At 63.3% G+C, this 15,107-nt stretch carries 15 protein-coding genes and 2 pseudogenes; 8 read left to right on the forward strand and 9 right to left on the reverse strand.

Going from position 1 to position 15,107, the window contains the following annotated elements:
- Positions 1-88 precede the first annotated feature (88 nt).
- Positions 89-715 (forward strand): TetR/AcrR family transcriptional regulator, encoded by a 627-nt coding sequence (locus H7J73_RS11445; RefSeq protein WP_264067481.1) that lies wholly within the window; start codon positions 89-91, stop codon positions 713-715.
- A gap of 18 nt (positions 716-733) precedes the next feature.
- On the opposite strand, the pseudogene H7J73_RS11450 reads toward H7J73_RS11445, so the two are convergent.
- The 5 genes and pseudogenes from H7J73_RS11450 to H7J73_RS11470 form a co-directional block, all read right to left on the reverse strand.
- A pseudogene (locus tag H7J73_RS11450) lies at positions 734-862 on the reverse strand (response regulator transcription factor); the annotation flags it as partial.
- A gap of 127 nt (positions 863-989) precedes the next feature.
- A pseudogene (locus H7J73_RS11455) lies at positions 990-1,178 on the reverse strand (histidine kinase dimerization/phosphoacceptor domain-containing protein); the annotation flags it as partial.
- A gap of 908 nt (positions 1,179-2,086) precedes the next feature.
- The gene (locus tag H7J73_RS11460) at positions 2,087-2,698 is read right to left on the reverse strand and encodes a cytochrome P450 (RefSeq protein ID WP_264067482.1); all 612 of its coding nucleotides are present in this window, start codon (positions 2,696-2,698) and stop codon (positions 2,087-2,089) included.
- Between the two features lie 357 nt (positions 2,699-3,055).
- Entirely contained in the window at positions 3,056-3,727 is a 672-nt protein-coding gene (locus H7J73_RS11465) for a TetR/AcrR family transcriptional regulator (protein WP_264067483.1), read from the reverse strand.
- A 62-nt stretch (positions 3,728-3,789) separates the two neighbouring features.
- A complete protein-coding gene (locus H7J73_RS11470) occupies positions 3,790-5,022 on the reverse strand; it encodes an FAD-dependent monooxygenase (RefSeq protein ID WP_264067484.1) in 1,233 nt (410 codons plus the stop codon).
- Positions 5,023-5,796: 774 nt separating this feature from the next.
- Between H7J73_RS11470 and H7J73_RS11475 the strand changes: the two genes are divergently transcribed.
- The 4 genes from H7J73_RS11475 to H7J73_RS11490 all read left to right on the forward strand — a co-directional run bounded on the left by H7J73_RS11475 (position 5,797) and on the right by H7J73_RS11490 (position 8,555).
- A complete protein-coding gene (locus H7J73_RS11475; RefSeq protein ID WP_264067485.1) occupies positions 5,797-6,258 on the forward strand; it encodes an antitoxin Xre/MbcA/ParS toxin-binding domain-containing protein in 462 nt (153 codons plus the stop codon).
- A complete protein-coding gene (locus H7J73_RS11480; protein ID WP_264067486.1) occupies positions 6,259-6,813 on the forward strand; it encodes an RES domain-containing protein in 555 nt (184 codons plus the stop codon).
- A gap of 250 nt (positions 6,814-7,063) precedes the next feature.
- On the forward strand, positions 7,064-8,080 hold the full coding sequence (locus H7J73_RS11485; protein WP_264067487.1) for a hypothetical protein: 1,017 nt from the start codon (positions 7,064-7,066) through the stop codon (positions 8,078-8,080).
- A 25-nt stretch (positions 8,081-8,105) separates the two neighbouring features.
- On the forward strand, positions 8,106-8,555 hold the full coding sequence (locus H7J73_RS11490; RefSeq protein ID WP_264067488.1) for a hypothetical protein: 450 nt from the start codon (positions 8,106-8,108) through the stop codon (positions 8,553-8,555).
- Positions 8,556-8,973: 418 nt separating this feature from the next.
- On the opposite strand, the gene H7J73_RS11495 is transcribed toward H7J73_RS11490, so the two are convergent.
- Positions 8,974-9,183, reverse strand: coding sequence for a hypothetical protein (locus tag H7J73_RS11495; protein WP_264067489.1), 210 nt, complete (start codon positions 9,181-9,183; stop codon positions 8,974-8,976).
- A gap of 80 nt (positions 9,184-9,263) precedes the next feature.
- Here H7J73_RS11495 and H7J73_RS11500 point away from each other — a divergent pair, with 80 nt between their 5' ends.
- Complete coding sequence (locus H7J73_RS11500) at positions 9,264-9,512, forward strand: DUF3297 family protein (RefSeq protein WP_264067490.1); 249 nt, start codon at positions 9,264-9,266, stop codon at positions 9,510-9,512.
- A 151-nt stretch (positions 9,513-9,663) separates the two neighbouring features.
- Here the strand turns inward: H7J73_RS11500 and H7J73_RS11505 are convergent, their stop codons facing one another.
- Positions 9,664-9,846 (reverse strand): hypothetical protein, encoded by a 183-nt coding sequence (locus H7J73_RS11505; RefSeq protein ID WP_264067492.1) that lies wholly within the window; start codon positions 9,844-9,846, stop codon positions 9,664-9,666.
- A gap of 16 nt (positions 9,847-9,862) precedes the next feature.
- The gene (locus H7J73_RS11510) at positions 9,863-11,542 is read right to left on the reverse strand and encodes a sulfatase-like hydrolase/transferase (protein WP_264067493.1); all 1,680 of its coding nucleotides are present in this window, start codon (positions 11,540-11,542) and stop codon (positions 9,863-9,865) included.
- Positions 11,543-11,947: 405 nt separating this feature from the next.
- Between H7J73_RS11510 and H7J73_RS11515 the strand changes: the two genes are divergently transcribed.
- Positions 11,948-12,592, forward strand: coding sequence for an NAD(P)-dependent oxidoreductase (locus tag H7J73_RS11515; RefSeq protein ID WP_264067494.1), 645 nt, complete (start codon positions 11,948-11,950; stop codon positions 12,590-12,592).
- Positions 12,592-14,259 carry an FAD-dependent monooxygenase gene (locus tag H7J73_RS11520; RefSeq protein ID WP_264067495.1) on the forward strand — a complete coding sequence of 556 codons (1,668 nt, stop codon included), beginning with the start codon at positions 12,592-12,594 and terminating at the stop codon, positions 14,257-14,259. Before H7J73_RS11515 ends, H7J73_RS11520 begins: the two co-directional genes overlap by 1 nt.
- A 12-nt stretch (positions 14,260-14,271) precedes the next feature.
- On the opposite strand, the gene H7J73_RS11525 is transcribed toward H7J73_RS11520, so the two are convergent.
- Positions 14,272-15,090 carry an alpha/beta hydrolase gene (locus H7J73_RS11525; RefSeq protein WP_264067496.1) on the reverse strand — a complete coding sequence of 273 codons (819 nt, stop codon included), beginning with the start codon at positions 15,088-15,090 and terminating at the stop codon, positions 14,272-14,274.
- Positions 15,091-15,107: the final 17 nt, after the last annotated feature.

Consider the following 15,107-nt stretch of genomic DNA (forward strand, 5'->3'; position numbering starts at 1 on the left):
CTTCACAACTTGGAGGGCGCGTCGCAGCGTGGCACCCTCAGCAACTTTATCCATTGGCAAAGTATTATCCAATGGATAAACTGCGAGAGTGATCTTGTCAAGCACGGAACGCAAAGGCGACGCACGCGAGCGTCTCCTGGCTCGGCTTCTCGACGCCTTCGACGGGGCCCTTCCCTCACCGGAGGTGTCGCTGCGTGAGGTCGCCGCCCGGGCCGAGACCAGCCACGCACTCCTGCGTTATCACTTCGGGTCGCTCTCGGGCGTCTTGGCCGCCATGCTCAAGGCACAGCGATCTCATGACAACGAGGCGCTTCTTGCAGCCACCCAGCAGGGCACCTTCGACGACCTTCTCATGGAGATCTGGCGGACCTACACCCGCCCGGAGCAGGTGTCGCGTGTCCGCGGCTTCTTTCACGTCGTAGGACTGGCCGCGTACAGCCCGGGGGACTTTCGCGAGTTCAGCGACTCGCTCGACGACTTGACCACGATGCTGGCCGCGCTCGCGGAACGCGAAGGGCTCGACACCAAGGAAGCGATGACTGTGGCCACCGTCGCCATTGCCGCGATGCGAGGCTTGCTGTTACAGGAAGTTCTGACTCCAGCATTCCACTCGGAGGACGCGATCGCCCTGATCCTGAGCATGTGCAAGGGCCAATTCGTTCCACCCACCCGTCCGGGGCGGTTGACTGATCGCGGCAGGCGCGAGAGCGGCTAGGGGGTGGGCTTGCGCATGTCACCCGCCGGGACGGCCCATCCCGGTTTCGTAGGCGTAGACGATCATTTGGGCGCGGTCACGGAGGGTGAGCTTGGTCAGGATCCGCGCCACGTGTGTTTTGACAGTGTGCTCGGAAAGCACCAGCCGCTCGGACGCCCGAGACTGAAACGGTGACGTCGAATCCGGCGGAGGTGACGTTTGCAACCAGCTCGTCGAGCAGGTGGAGACCTGGCTGTGGCGTAATGTGGCCCGCACCGTTGTGGTCGCGCAGCAGGCCGAGTACCTGGCGCATCTCCGCCAGCGTCCGCAGCGACAGCGCGCGGATCTCGACGAGCTCCTCCGCCCATCTGCCTGGATCGCCCTCGGCTTGGAGCGCTACTGCCTCCGCTCGGATGGTGATCACCGAGATATGTTGTGCCACAACGTCGTGCAGTTTGCGGGCGATTCTGGCTCGGTCGGCCAGTACCTACTGCTCAGCCAGCGCGTCGCTGCTCGTTCGCCAGCTTCCCGGTGGCCAGGCGTCGAGCCCGGACATTGTGGCCGTACAGGGCGGCGACCGCCACTGCGGCGGCCGCGCGTACGGTTTCCTTGTGTCGACGGCCGGCGTCACGAACGTCGGCTGACGATTGACTAACTTGCTGGGGTACGTCGGTGGCCCCTGACGCGGTGTTGCGCGATGAGTCCGGGTGGCTGCCGCCGGGCACGGGCAGCATCCTGTAGCGAGATGTGGGCCGGTCCGCGACGCGGACCGGCCAACCGTCCATAGCCGTCGCGCAGGGGTTCCCGCTGCACTCTGTAACCCGTCCGGCCGTATTACTGCGTTGCGCAGCAATGTGTTCGAGAGGCGCGATTGCGCCGTAGTGGCGGTTTGACCGATCCCCCTCACCGTCAGGGAGCGGTTTATAGCGCTGCGAGATAGGTGCGAGATAGGGAAGCTCACCCGTCCGCGCGCCTCCGCTTCAGCACAGCTGGCATCGCCCGATCCGGGCGTAACATGGGTGCACGACGGGGCCATCAACAGTGGAGGTACCGATCATGTTCGACTCGACCCGCTCGTTCGCCGTCACGTCTGCAGCGCTGCTCGCGTTGAGCCTTAGTAGTGCCGTCGCCGCAGCCGACCCTCCAGCTCCGGGGTCTCCTTGCGGCGCGGACAAGGTGATCACGTCGATCAATACCTGCGAGTCGCTCAACTCGTCCTGCACCGGTTACGACAGCATGGTGATAGGCCGCGTGGCCGCGGACGGACGGTGTGTGATTCCAGGGTTTGATGGCACCAGCTGGTAGCTGACATTGCTTTGGACAACTCAACCATATTTGGTACGGCCGTATAGCTTGTTGACGACGGGGTGGGTTCTAGTCAACGTCGCAACATCACGGACTATTTGAGGCTAGCAGTGCGGCGAATAAGTCAGCGGGGCAACGGTCTTGGAGGACCATCACCACATCACCGGCCGCGATGTGCCGGCCATCCAACTCGAAGGCCTCGGTGGCGATGCGGCTGCTGGTCATCTCGACTGGGCTCTGATACCGAAGGAACTCCTCGATCGCGCCGGGCAGCAGCGTACGGTCGGCTCGCAAGCCTTCCCAGCGGTCACGGTCGCTGAGCAGCAGATAGGCGCCGTTGCCGATCAGGTTGACGGTCGTCTCGTGGCCTGCGAACAGAAGTAGGAACACCATCGAAATCAACTCATCCTCGGAGAGCCGATCCTGGCTGTCGCGCGCCTCGATCAGGCCGGTGACCAGATCACCGGCGGGGTGGCTGCGGCGGTGCTCAATAAGATCCTCGAGGTAGTTCAGTAGCGCCATCCTCGACGATTGGAGCCGCTCGGCGCCGACGATCTCGACACCGGAAACCAGGTCGCCGAACCAGGCGCGGAACAGATTCCGTTCATCGACAGCGACGCCAAGCAGTTCGCACAGGACCTGCATGGGGAGGGGGAGCGCGAACGCATCGATTAGGTCGACAGGGTCGTGGCCGCTCATCGCTACCAGCAAGTTGTCGGTGATTTCCCCGATCCGCGGTCGCGCGCCTGGACACGCCGAGTGGTGAAAGCCGCAGAAACCAGTCGGCGCAGCCGGGTGTGGGCGGGCGGATCGGCCGCCAACATGTGCCGGCCGAGCGAGTCTGCTTGACCCCTGTTCAGTTGAGAAATGCTCGGCGCCTTGGACAATCGCGGATCGGTCAGCGCTGTCCGCGCTTGGTCATATCCCGTGACCAGCCACACTTCGTCGCCCGCGGGCAGCCGAGCCCGCCGGACCGGGCACTCGGAGCGCCAGCGCGCGTAGATCGGGTGTGGGCTGTGCCGCAACTGCGAGTCGACGAGGTCGTGGTGGGGTTCATCAGGTCCTGTAGGGCGCAACGCGACCCTCCCTTGCCTCAGGTATCGCGGACAGTGGGCTGCTGGCGGCCGGCACGCCTGTCGTCAGTACGTCGAACGCGGTCTCCAACTGCTCCCGATGCGCAGCGGCGATGTCGGCGATGTCGTGTCCGGCGAGTCGGCGCCGGACAGTCTTCACGGCCACGGTTCGGTACGCCGCCACAAGCAGAGCCGCGATCAGCGCGCTGTCGCCGGTGAACCGGTCGTCGTCGCGGAGTGCGGCGGCCAACTCCGCCTCGATCTCGAATTGGAACGCCTGCAGCCGCGAGACCAACGCGGGCGAGTTCGTCACGGTACGCATGAAGGGCTCGATGTCGCCGGTCAGCCCGGACAGCACATGCTCCTGCTCGGCCAGGTCGACCGCTATCTGCCGGAACGCGTCGACAACGCCGACGTCGTTGGTGCGCTGGTGAACTGCCCGCCGTATGAGATCGACGATGTCCGGGAAGCGGTCGAGCATCAGGTCTTCCTTGTGCTGGAAGTGCGAGAACACCGTGACTTTCGAGACGCCGGCGGCGTCGGCCACCTCGGCGATGGTGACCTCGTCGAATCCGTGCTCCAGAAAGAGCTCGGTAGCGACGGCCGCAATGTGTGCTCGGGTCTTCGTGCCACCCCGGTCTCGACGCCGCACCATGTACATCTCCCATCTTGTGACTTGTTGTACCGATCGTGAAGAGGCCCAGTGCCGTCGCCGCGCTAGTAGTGATGACGTTGCGGGGTGTCCGGGAGTAGCCAGTCGCCGCCCCGGTCCTGGGTCGAGACCCGCGCGAAGAGGTCAGGCAGACGCAGGAAGGCCGCCAACTCCGCAACAGTGAGAAAGGCATTGATCCCGGACCGAGTCATCGGCATGCCGAGGCGCAGCAAACCTGGCCGCACCGTGGCCTGGATCTTGTCGACGAACGGTCGAAATATCGTGTCGTAGTTCGCCAGCGCACGAGGAAGGTCATCGCGATTCCGGTCTATTTCACCTGCCAGGACGTATGCGCCGACCAGCGCACCACTGACTCCCATGCCGCTGAAGGGGGAGCAGCAGTGCGCGGCATCTCCCACCAACACCACCTGTCCCTGCGACCAGGCGTTCGTTTGGACCTGGACGGCCTCCTGGGAATAGAAGGTCTCCGCTGCCGCCATGCCTTCGATGAATCGGTCGGACTGCCATCCCGCGTCGCGAAACCTGGCGGCCCAGAACTCCTTTTGACGTTCCACCGGTTCCCGATGGATGGCTGAGGCTTCCTCCGATGTTTCCCGCAGCACGAAGTACACCTGGGTCTCGTCGGGGTTGTGGCTGCGGCGCATGATCATTCGCCCGCCGGGCGCGTTGTAGGTGTCGCGGATGTTGCTGTCGGATTCGACGCGCGGAACAAACCAATACGACATGTGGATCCCGACCCGCCGGTACGGCTCGGGAGTCCCAGCCGGCAACATGGCCCCGCGGATGCGCGACCCCTGGCCGTCGGCGCCGACCAGCAGGTCGAACTCATCGGACGAGCCGTCCGAGAAGTGCGCCACGACTTTGTTCTCGCCCTGTTCGAAGCGCTCGACGCCCAACCCGAAGGCGTAGTCGACGTCGTTCTTCGTCGCATCGTTGAGAATGCGCACGAGGTCTCCACGCATGATCTCGTACTCAGAGGTCAGAGTCTGGCGTCCTCGACCGGACGTGTTGGCCATGATCGTCGCCCTCGCCCTGCCCTGTCCGTTCACAAAAGCGACGCCCGCTTCGTCCACGAGCTTGCTTCTCACCGCGGCAAGAAGCCCCATGGCCTCGACGACTGCGATGCCTTGACCACGGAGGTCGACCTGGGCGCCGGTGTCGCGCAGCGTCGGGAAGCGCTCGACCACAATCGCTCGATGACCGCTGCGCACCAGCCAGTAGGCCAGTGCCTGTCCTGCGACGCCAGCACCGCAGACAAGGACCTTCAAAGACGGCAATGCACATCCTCCAACCTGTTCGGTGAGTGGGGAAGACGATCGAGCCGTACGTGCCCCGACCCTCCCAATCCTGCAGCCGGAACACTTATCCGATAAGTTTACCTAGTAAGTTATTTAAGTCAACGTTGGTTGCCAGGCGACCGCACCGAGCCGGTGATTTCCGGATGATTACCGTGGCTGCGGCGGCCCCGAGCAATCCGTGCTGAAACCGATTTACGCCGTTGACTAAGGCACTGCGTTTCGGCCTAGATCTGTAATCCCAGCTCTCGGTGTAAACCGTAGTCAGATGAAACCAATTGGGGTGCAGCGCAATAGCACACGCAGACTACTGGTAACCCGCCATGTTCGATTCCGCCGCATTCCCTCTGGGCAGGGCGGCCCAAGGATGAGCGAAGCGCCTGATTCTCGATGATGGCAGGGGCTAAATCGAGACCGGACAGGGCCACTCGGAACGTCCGTTATTCATCAGATGAAAACGGCGACAGTTACTGGTAACCCTGCATATTCGATTTCGCCGTATTCCTGAGGCGCCTAGCGGTGGATCTGCCGGCGATCGCAGTGGGCCCAGCTCCAGGGCGCTGGGTAGGGCGACGATTGGGCCGTGGGCTTCAGTTTGGGCCATAGTTGACCGCTGATCGTTTGCTATGCGACAGAGATGTCGGCCGGGATGTGGGTGGACGCATGGGCCCAAGTGCCAGCGCCAATGTCCAGCGGGCGGAAGCTTCTGTCCAGTCATACTAGTTGCCCACGGAAAACATTGGGTAGAGTGTTAATATGGCTCCAAAGAAGGTGGCTGTCGCCAAGAGTGCGTCGAAGAAGGCCGCCGCCAGAACTCCGGTGAAGAGGGCGCCCACTAAGAAGGCGACCGCAGTCAAGGCCGCGCGGACGGCTCGTGTCGCCGCTGACGATCCTTTGGCTGAACAGCGGGTTCTTTTCCTCGCAAACGTGTTCTCACGCGCCCAGCTGGCTAAGTGGATTGGTGTGAGTCCATCGCAGACGTCGCGTTGGGCATCAGGTGAGGAGCGGCCGGGCCCGGCCGCTGCCCCAGCCCTCATCGACCTCGAACACGTCTATTCACGCGCGCGTTTGGTGTGGGGAGGCGAGTCGGCACGCATCTGGATGGAAAGCGCTAACGCATTCCTCGGGGGAGCTAGACCTCTTGACGTTCTACTCACCGATGGAGCCGCTCGAGTTCTTCAAGCGCTCGACGCAGAGATGTGGGGCGGGGCGGCGTGAGTGCTGGTCTACCGCGTCTTTCCCTACCTTGACACCGCTGCGCCCGGCGAACCAGGGCATCCGCTGTATGAGCACCGCCCGCAACGCGGTGGCCGGGCTGACCACCCCGACTATTACGTCTGGTACGTAGCCCGCCAAACCGAAGCCGCGTGCGGCGAAGCGTTTGGCAACCTTTCACGCTGGACCGACTCAATGTTCGACTTTCCTGCAGTGGCTGGCGCGCGCAAGATACTCGGGGTGTACGAACTGCCCGACGATATGCGCATCTGCGACCTCGATGACCCACACCGCCTGGTAGAGCTGGGGCTACGACCGACACAGATCGTGACCCGCAACCTTGCCGTCACTTCAGAATGGGCTCACCGCATCTGGTCGCAGCGTTCGCCTGCCATCGACGACAGAAAGTGGCAGGCGGTTCAATGGTGGTCCTTCCATCGGCCGAACTGGACAGTCATTGCCAGCTGGGAACGGCCCAAGCTCATCGAACTCGAACATCTCAACCTCAACCACCCAGCCGTAGTCGCGGCTGCTAAAGGCCTCAACCGCCCCCTGTAGACGGGGCAGAGGGAGAATTGCGTTGAAAGACAGCATTTTTCGTGAACATGGCGCATTACTGGTAACCCGCCATATTTGATCCCGCCGTATTCCCCCTGTGGAAGGGTTACATCCGGTTCAGGAGTGGCCGTGTTGCTGAATCAAGCGAGAGGTGCCCGACTCAGTTGGCGATTGGGCGGCGATGTCGCGAAGCCGTACGGATGTCGCCGATTCGTGTCTCCGGTAGAGCGCGGAGTGGAACCATCGAGAGATGACTCGTGACGCGTCCGTGTCCACGCCGTCCGTGCCTGCCCGCAATCTATGGTTGACCGACAGCGTGTATCCCACCTCCCATTTCAACTCCGGCGCAACGGATTCGGTTCTTCCGGCCGGGCCCTCTGTCGGACGTCAACTTGTCCTTGATCGTGATGTCAAGGCGGTCACGAATGTCATGGTGTCCAACCCGGCGGTGAAGAACATCGGTTCCGATACCGTCGCTTTCGCCAGCGGAACGCTCGGCATCCTCAAATTACGGCTTACTGGCAACGCACTGGACGCGGTCTCCTTCACCCCGTATCCGGGATACGAAGACAGCGCCGCGTTGGCGACGGACGAGGCGATCAACGGGGTGCTGACCGAGGTCGATGAGGCCCGCCGAGCTGTAGATGACACTGCACTGCTGGCGGCCATCGGGGGAGTCGAAAGACTCGGCGTGACCTTCGAAGCCGGAATCAACGGGGTGTACAACCTGTTTGACCGCGACGGCAACCACTACTGCGTCTTCGGCGCCAATCAAGTCCTCAAGACCAGCGATGACAATGTGGTCGACGGCCCGGTCCGGGTGGTGAAATCGGTCAACGTCGCCGACGCACTGCCCGAGGAGACAGCCAAGGCCGTCACCCGCATCATCGGGCTGAACATGACCTACGACGGCTTCATCGCCGCCGCCGCGCCCGGCGCCCTGGTGGTCCTGGACCGCGACCTCAACGTTCAAGACTTCGTCACCTTTCCCGGCGAGGCCGTCGATAACAGCATCGTCATCGACGAGCACAACGGTATCTACGTCGTGACCTCCCGACGCATGCTCAAGGTGGTCTGGAATGGCGAGACGCTGTCGACTGATGAGGCCGACGGCGCGTGGGAATCGGGGTACGAGTGGATTCCCGGACAAACTGGTGGTGATCGCCGACGCGGCCCGAGGCGGCACCAACCTGGTGGGGTTCTGGCGCGACGACATCCCAGCCGACTTCGAGCAGCGCCCCGGCACGAAGTCGCGGCGCATCGCTGATCAGGCGAGGATCGCGATCTCCCAGTTGACGATTGAGCCGTCGGCCAATGTGCTCGGCTACGGCGTTGCGGTGATCAACGGTTCCTACCCGGACCCGGTGCCGACGCCGGGGTTACCTAATGCCTTCACCGCAGGTGTAACCCGTCCCGCACCTCGCGGGGCGCAGAAGTTCATCTGGAATCCCGATGACCGGCGCTTCGTACAATCCTGGATCAACAACGAGGTCGACAACTCCGACATCATGGTCCCCGTCGTCTCCGCGGCCACGGGTCTGATGTACTGCGCCCACAAGGACCACGGCGATTACCAATACGTCGGGCTGGACTGGTTGACCGGCGAACTCAAGCAACGCTGGATGTTCCCCGACGACAGCCGCCGCTGGAACGCGTTGGGCGGCATCACCACGGTGCTCGACAGTGGCGACCTTCTGATCGGCGGAGTCTTCGCAATTAAACGACTCAGCGCCGAGGTCTAAGCAGATCGAGCGAACGCTGCAGCCAGCCTAGACTTGCGCGTGGGCCCAATCCAACTAAACCTGTTGGCGTCGAGGTGCTTTGGGCAGCTCGACCTAGCGCGGCGGGTGAGGGACGCTCAGAACGCCCGTGATTTATCTGATGAAAACGGCGTATTTACTGGTAAGCCGCCATATTCGATCCCGTCGTATTCCTCGCGATGCGTTGCAGTGAATCGGGGGAATGTGACAGGGGATAAGCGCGGACTGCCGGCCAGGGCGCCACCAGCGGACGGACCAGAACTGGTATCGCTCTGCGGCCTGTGGGTCGGGTCACTGGGGTCCACTCGCGGGATCGGCGCGTGTGGGGGTCCTTTGCTACTTCCGGGAGTTGCCGGACCTCGCCCTGCACCTGGTGTTCACCCCGCCGCGTTGCGACGGTTCACACGACACTGCTGGCGATCGCGAAAACCAGCCCTGCCAGGGTCAGCAGTCCGACCATCACCGCAGCGGCGGTCGCCCGGCCCCGTCTGTGCCGGCGTGCGTCGAAGATCGCCACAGCGATGCCGGCGAAGATTAACGCTGCATAGGCCGCGAGCCCCACCGTCAACGCCGCCGTTGACGCGGCGTTGGCCAGGGTCACGTTGTGCACGCCGTGAGCCTACGGCGCGACCGGAGGCATCGGTCGCGTAAATTATTTGAGAAGAGTCCGAGCGTTCAACGAAGGCCACCATGTCCGAGGATCAGTACACAGACGTTCCACCGAATCACCTGTCCATCGATCCGCGCAGCGCCTTCTACAGCGAAGAGGTGCTTCGCCGCGATGTGGGTATCCGCTTCAATGGCACCGAGAAAACCAATGTTCACGAATACAACGTGGCCGAGGGTTGGGTCCGTGTTGAAGTCCCTACCGCGAAGGATCGCCACGGAAACCCTATGGTCGTCAAGCTCAGTGGCACGGTTGAACCTTATTTCCGCTGAGCGGAATGGCGGACGCCTGCTACAGGCTTTGTTTGCTGTACCGGTCGATCTGACGATCGGGCCGCCCACGCTTCGACGTTACACGAACGGTTGTATTTGTCGAGATGCAGCGAACAACAAGTGGCCCCTTGTTGTTTACTAGACCTCGTAGTTAATCCGGATGACCCCACTTGTCCTTCTTGAGCATGTCGCGCACGAAGAAGCCGAATACCCAGTCCACCAGGACGATCCAAGAGATCCAGTGCATGGACAGCAGTGCATATGCGGCGTAGATCAGGATCTCGCCCAGGTAGTTGGGGTTTCTCGTCCGTGCGGCTGCCGCAGCCGTGCCCAACTTCAGGTCGAAGTTGCTAGCCTCCGCGGGCCGCGGTCAGTTGCTGCATGTTGGCCAGACCGAGTTCTTGAGCCTCGTGCAGGGCGGCGGGTAGCGGGGCGCCGATCTCGGGCAGCACCTCATGGTCGATGAGCCCCTGAAGACCCTCCTGCTGACGGCTCCGCCCGGCCTGATTGTCGATCTCACGTACGCCCATCGGGGTGGAGTAGTCATAGAGTTCGAGGTCGACCGGACGGGACCGGGCGACATCCATGCCGCCGGGCTTCCAGTGCGAGTAGACACCGAACTTGGCGGCAGGCGTGCGGACGGCGACGATGTGGCTGGGCGCCGACGTCGGCACCTCGCCGGGAGCGTTCGTCGGTGCTTGCGAGGTCGGCAGCCCCGGCGACGTCAACATCGCGGCCATCTCCTCGACGGAGATGTCGTCGGTGACGTGAGCGATCCAGGGGCGCCCCGACGCCGCAGGGTTGGCAGCGATGCCTGCGATGTCGGCTCGGTCGGCGAGATGCGAGAACCGGGAATCGCTGCGCCAGCCGTTCCCGCCGGCACCGATCGTCAACAACAGCGGTGCGAGGTCAACGCTGGACGTCATCTGGGTACGGACGTCGCCTCGGCTCGGCGTGAGGTGACCGGAGGGGTCGCGGATGTACAGCGGCACACGGATGGCCTCCTCGTAGATGGCCGCGCCCTTCCCGCGCATACCGTGTGAACCGCCGTACTCACCGTGATCGGAGGTGAAGACGACGATGGTGTTGCGATCGATCTCGGGGCGTGCGGTCACGGTGTCGAGGACCCTGCCGATCTGGTGGTCGACCTGTTGCTGCAGCCACAGGTACACGTCAAGGCCGCGGGCCCACCGTTCGTCGACGTCAGGTCCCGAGAACGCAAGCGCGCCAGCCATCAGCGGTGCGATGTAGTCGATGTAGTCGATCTGCAATTGCGGCTTGCTGCGGTGCGCGAGGTCCGCGGGTGTCTCAAAGTTGGGCGGCTTCTCGGCGAAGAAGCGTGGAACATCTTCTGGCAAAGGCGTTTTCGGCCACCACATGATGTCGTGGGGGTTCACCAGGGAGACCGTCGTGCACCACGGGCCTTCGGTCGCGTGAGCGTCGAACCAGTCGACGAACTGGTCGGCGATGCCGGGATCCCGCTGCAGCCCCTGGTTGGGCGCGCCGTTGGGGGAGGGATACGTGCCGCCGGCGAAGCCGTGCGCGTCGAGTCCGTCGGGGGTGGTGTCGGCCGCTGCTCCGAGATGCCACTTGCCCCACCACCAGGTGCGGTAGCCCTGCTCGCGCAGCATCGTGCCCCACGTGGGGAACTTCGGGGCGAGGCTCGATTCGGTGGGGCCGTCGCCCGTGTAGAGGCAGCCGGTCTGATGTGAGTACAGCCCCGTCGTCATGACTCCCCGCGACGGCGTGCAGGCGTTCGACGCGGTGTAGTGCGCATCGAACGCGACGCTGCTTTGTCGCAGCCGCCCTAGGTTTGGCAGCAGGGCATCCAGACGCTGGGTGTCGGGAAACCATTGCGGTGTTCGCATCTGATCGACGACGACGACGAGGATGTTCGGCTTGTTTCCTCCGGATGCCGCCGCATCGGTTCGCCCTGAGCGGCTGAGCAACTCGTAACCACCGAATGCTGCGGTTCCCGCCGCCACGACACCGCCACCGGTCAACAACGTTCTCCGATTGATCTTCGACACTGACCGATGTTATCTGCATCGGCTAAGCAACTTCTGTCACGGGCAGTTCAGTTCTCGCATCTGCAGGATGCGCTGCAACCGCGATCACGCGTAGGTCAGAGTGCGCCGCCGGGCTCCACCAAACCCAGCCCCACGCTGGCTCTGAGCATTCAACGCTCTGTCAGAAACTGAATGCGCGTCAGTCATCGGACGTGGCAGAAGAAGGACCAGACGCCATGAACCGTGCACTAGAACGCAAGAAGCGTGCACCACCGGGCGGACTCGCGGGGGCGCATCGAGCTAGCGTGACCCACGGTCGCGGGAACACCTCCCGCCAGAAACGAGATTAGGTCGTGCCATGCCCGCGGTAATGGACGCAGTCATAAGATCATCGACTGGACGGCCTTCGCCCAGTCCGCGTTCGCGATGAAGTTGCTCGTGCTGGGTGGAACGGGACGGACCGGCTCCCAAATCATCGCCCAGGCGATCGCGGGTGATGACACGGTCGTCGCCCTTACGCGACATCCCGACATTGGGGCGGTAAAGAATTCGCGGCTGGAATGGGTCGTCGGCGATGCTACTGAGCAAGTGGCCCTGACCGCCGTTCTTGACGGCGTCGACGCCGTGCTGTGTGCGCTGGGGACGCCGATTGAACGTTCATTCCTGCCCACTGATTTGATGCGGGCCACCGTCGACGCGTTGGTTCCGGCGATGTCCGAGCGCGGAGTGACCCGAGTCGTCTTGCTGTCGGCGCTCGGCGTCGGACGCAGCGCCGCCTACGCGCCAAACAGTTTTCGGTTGGCGTTTCGAACGCTAGGCCGCGCCATCGAGACCGATAAGGACCGAGCTGAAGAAGCTCTAGCGGCAAGCGATCTCGACTGGACCATCGTGTATCCACCGTTGCTCACCGACGGCCCCCGAACGGGTGGGTATCGCCACGGCGAAGCATTGGCACTGCACGCCATCCCCCGGATCGCCCGCGGCGACGTCGCCGATTTCATGCTCGCGCAGGTCCATGATCCGCACTACCGCCGACGCATCGCAATCATCGGACCAGGAGAGGTGACGTAGTGAGTGCTCCAACGTCCAGCCGGACCGACGTCCTCATCGTCGGTGCCGGCCCAGTCGGGCTGATGATGGCCTGCGAATTGCGTAGACGTCAGGTCAGTTGCCGACTCGTCGACAAGCTCACCGAGTTTCCGGCTACGTCACGCGCCAATGGTTTACAGCCGCGTTCGATGGAGGTGCTCGATTCGCTCGGTGTGGCCGAGCGGATACTGGAGGGCGCCAACCCCGTGCGAGGCGTCGTGGTGATGCGCCGGGGGGCCGAAGTCGCCCGGCTCGAGTTGCCGCTACCGTCTGCCGAACCCGATCAACCCTTTCCCCGCGTCGTCATCGTCAATCAAGCCGTGATCGAGGGTGTCCTGCGTACGAAACTCGCCGCACTCGGCGGCTGCGTTGAAGGCGGGCGTGAGCTAACCGGCTTCGACGAGTCCGCAGAGGGCGTCGTCGCCAACGTGGCCGATCCAACGACGAATTCGACGGAGCGCATCACCGCCCGCTGGTTGGTCGGTTGCGACGGGCCCCACAGCTTGGTACGCAAGCAGCTCGGCTTGTCCTTCGAGGGGAGTCAGTATCCGGAGAACCTGATTTTGGCCGACGTCCACTTGCAGGGGGATCTCCCGAATGGCCTGGCCATGTTATGGCTGAACGACGAGGGCCTGCTCGCCGCGATTCCGTTTCGCGAACCCGGGGTGTGGCGGCTATTGGCCGCAGTCGACACCGATACGACCGACCAGGTGCCGCAGGCATCGGTCGAGGTCTTCCAACGGCTACTCACCGATCGGGGCCACGACACCCGCATCACAATTTGTGAACCATTGTGGCTGTCCAACTTTCGCGTTCACCACAGGATGGTCGGACACTACCGGAAGGGACACGCGTTCGTCGCAGGCGATGCGGCCCACATTCACAGCCCCGTAGGAGGGCAGGGGCTCAACACCGGCATTCAGGACAGCTACAACCTCGCGTGGAAGCTGGCAGCCGTGATACTGCGCGGGGCACCCGAGGTGCTGCTCGACACCTACGAAGCCGAGAGGCTCCCCGTCGCCCGTCAGGTGTTGAAGGAGACCGACGTCAATCAGCGATTGGCGATGGCGCACAACTCAGTGGCGGAGTTCCTGGTGAACCATGTGGCAGTCCCTCTGCTGAGTCATGCCTCGCTCCGTGAGCACGTGACCGACGCCGCGTTGCAGCGCAGCTCCCAATTGGGTGTCAACTATCGGTCGTCGGTGCTGTCCGAACGGCACGTCCACGTCGGGGCCGGACTGCAGGCCGGCGATCGGGCACCTGATGGCGCTGTCCTCGATGATGAGGGACACCGAACGTCGTTGTTCACCTACTTCCGGTCTACCGAGTTCCGCTTGTTGATCTTCCAGGGACACAGCAGACGCGGCGACGCCCAAGCGTTGGGCGAAATGGCGCGGCGCACGCAATCGTGTAGCCGCGGACTGCTCCGCGCGCTGCTCGTCGTGGTTGACCAGACACCTGAGGTTGCGCTCCAGGACGTGACCGTACTGAGTGATCCTCAACTGGGGGCGCACACATCCTATGACGCCCGATCAGCTGGTCTATACCTCGTCAGGCCCGACGGCTACCTCGCTTTCATCGGTCCGGCCACTGACGAGGCAGCCCTGATGGACTACTTAGACAGGCATTTCGGCGCAATCGGTAGTTGACGTGCTGCGCACTCAAAGTCCCTTGCTGCCAAGCCAATCCAAAGAGACCTCGGCCACGTCGCGCCATCCGCTGTCGATCGTCAAGGAGTGTCCACGGCCTTCGAACTCGTGAAAGTCGGTGTCAGAGCTGCCATTGCCGTATAGCGCGTAGACCTCCTTGGTGACCTTCAACGGAACGGTGTGATCTTCGGTGCCCGAGGTCAGCAGCAGTGGTCCGCGTTCTGCCAGGTGGGTGTCGACCTTGGCGGGGGAGTGTTTGGAGAAGTTAGCGGTGGCGTCTTCGAATAATGGCCGTCCGGGGCCCGGGATGGTCCAGCGGTCGTGCAGGTCGTTGGACTCTTCCTCGGTCAGGGCGTTGCCGAACGCGTAGTGAAACTGCTTGACGGTCAACGCCACCGTGCGGTGCAGATTCGCCGGGTTTCCCAGAACCGGAAACGCTGCCCGTATTTGGGTGAGGGGGAGAGCCTTGACTCCCTTGATGGGGGCGGGGTCGATCGCGACGGCCGCGGCGGCGTGCCCGCCGGCGAGCAGCTCTTGGGCGATCAACCCGCCGAAGGAGTGTCCCACGACGATCGGCTTGACCTCGTGTCTTCCCGCACCGATCAGTTCGGCGTAGTGGTCGACGATCTGGGCGATGCCAACGTCGTTGAGCGCGTCTGCGTTGTTCCGTGTCGCGGCGACGGTCTCGCTGTCACCCGGCCAGCCGGGTGCGGAGACGGTGTACCCGCGTTCGGAGAATAGGTCCATCCACGGCTGCCAGGCGCTGGAGTGGATCCAAAGGCCGTGGACGAAGATCACCGGGTTGTTCTTGACCGACGATGGTGTGCTCATGTGCGTTCCCTTCGCGT

This window comes from Mycolicibacterium komossense, assembly GCF_025822605.1.
GTDB lineage: Bacteria > Actinomycetota > Actinomycetes > Mycobacteriales > Mycobacteriaceae > Mycobacterium > Mycobacterium komossense.

Coding starts and splice junctions, on each gene's coding strand:
- H7J73_RS11515 (WP_264067494.1), top strand. CDS start 11,948: ATGAAGTTGCTCGTGCTGGGTGGAACGGGACGGACCGGCTCCCAAATC.
- H7J73_RS11485 (WP_264067487.1), top strand. CDS start 7,064: ATGACTCGTGACGCGTCCGTGTCCACGCCGTCCGTGCCTGCCCGCAAT.
- H7J73_RS11465 (WP_264067483.1), bottom strand. CDS start 3,727: ATGGTGCGGCGTCGAGACCGGGGTGGCACGAAGACCCGAGCACACATT.
- H7J73_RS11460 (WP_264067482.1), bottom strand. CDS start 2,698: ATGAGCGGCCACGACCCTGTCGACCTAATCGATGCGTTCGCGCTCCCC.
- H7J73_RS11475 (WP_264067485.1), top strand. CDS start 5,797: ATGGCTCCAAAGAAGGTGGCTGTCGCCAAGAGTGCGTCGAAGAAGGCC.
- H7J73_RS11500 (WP_264067490.1), top strand. CDS start 9,264: ATGTCCGAGGATCAGTACACAGACGTTCCACCGAATCACCTGTCCATC.
- H7J73_RS11525 (WP_264067496.1), bottom strand. CDS start 15,090: ATGAGCACACCATCGTCGGTCAAGAACAACCCGGTGATCTTCGTCCAC.